Here is a 978-nt window from a genome sequence, read left to right on the forward strand (position 1 = left end):
CTAAATTCATTGATCAAGACTTGCTGTCGCCTAGCTCTAATTCACTTGAGCCCGGCTGCTAAAGGTCAAGATCATTGAATGCACTACTTGCTAGCAGTCATCTGAAAAAACGACGTTGGTTCGTAGTCGCTGGAAATTTAATAATTCCTCCGTCCCCTTCAACTAGGGGGTGGAAACCCGACTATTTCCGAAGGACTATTCTCATGCGTTCTTTCCGTACCGCGGCAGTTGCAGGCCTTACTGCAGTTGCACTTTCCGTAGGTTCCGCCACCGTGGCAACTGCGGAAGAATCTGATCAAAACCTCTCATCCGGCTTCTCAGCACTTTCTTCCGGTGGCGCAGCGGCCGTAGGTGAGGACTGGGATGCAGACCAGCCCGTCACAGGTGAAGACATCTTTGGTGAAGAGCACGAGCGCGATAACGAAAACACCCCAGCGTGGGCTAAGAACATGTACGATCTAACCGTCTTGGGTGGCATTGCTTCCCTTCTCGGTGTCATCGTATTCCCCGCTTACAACTACTTGGTTTACACCGGTGTTATCAAGGGCTAAATCGCCTAACCTCTATCTTCATCTATAGCTTAGCTTTACTGAAAGGCTTTTCATCATGCGTAAATTCCGCAACACTGCAATTGCACTAGTTTCTGCAGCTGCAATCACCTTGGGTGGCGTTACCGCTGCTACCGCTCAGGAAGACGAAACTCCTCCTGCAGCAGAGACCGAGACCACTTCTCCTTCCGGTTCCTCAGGCTCTTCCTGGAACGACTACAACGAAGAGTACGAAGGCGACCAAGAGGGCTACGGAATCGACGGCTTTGGTTCTTCCCGCGATGACTCCGGAGAAGAAGTTCCACGTTGGTTGGAGACCTGGGGCAAGGTATTTGACGCTTTGACCATTACCTCCGTTCTTGGTCTTGTTGTCTTCCCTGTTGTTAACTTCCTGAAGTACAACGGCCTCATTAAGTAATCTGCAATTTCC

At 50.4% G+C, this 978-nt stretch carries 2 protein-coding genes; both read left to right on the top strand.

From position 1 onward, the window contains the following. The first annotated feature begins 203 nt into the window (after positions 1 to 203). Positions 204 to 551: a hypothetical protein gene (locus MD273_RS19245; RefSeq protein ID WP_011014817.1), complete on the top strand. Its 348-nt coding sequence runs from the start codon at positions 204 to 206 to the stop codon at positions 549 to 551. 55 nt (positions 552 to 606) lie between these two features. Then, on the top strand, positions 607 to 966 hold the full coding sequence (locus MD273_RS19250) for a hypothetical protein (protein ID WP_011014818.1): 360 nt from the start codon (positions 607 to 609) through the stop codon (positions 964 to 966). The last annotated feature ends 12 nt before the right edge of the window (positions 967 to 978 follow it).

The sequence above is a fragment of the Marinobacter sp. C7 genome (genome assembly GCF_022343555.1).
In the GTDB taxonomy this organism is placed as follows: Bacteria; Pseudomonadota; Gammaproteobacteria; order Pseudomonadales; family Oleiphilaceae; genus Marinobacter.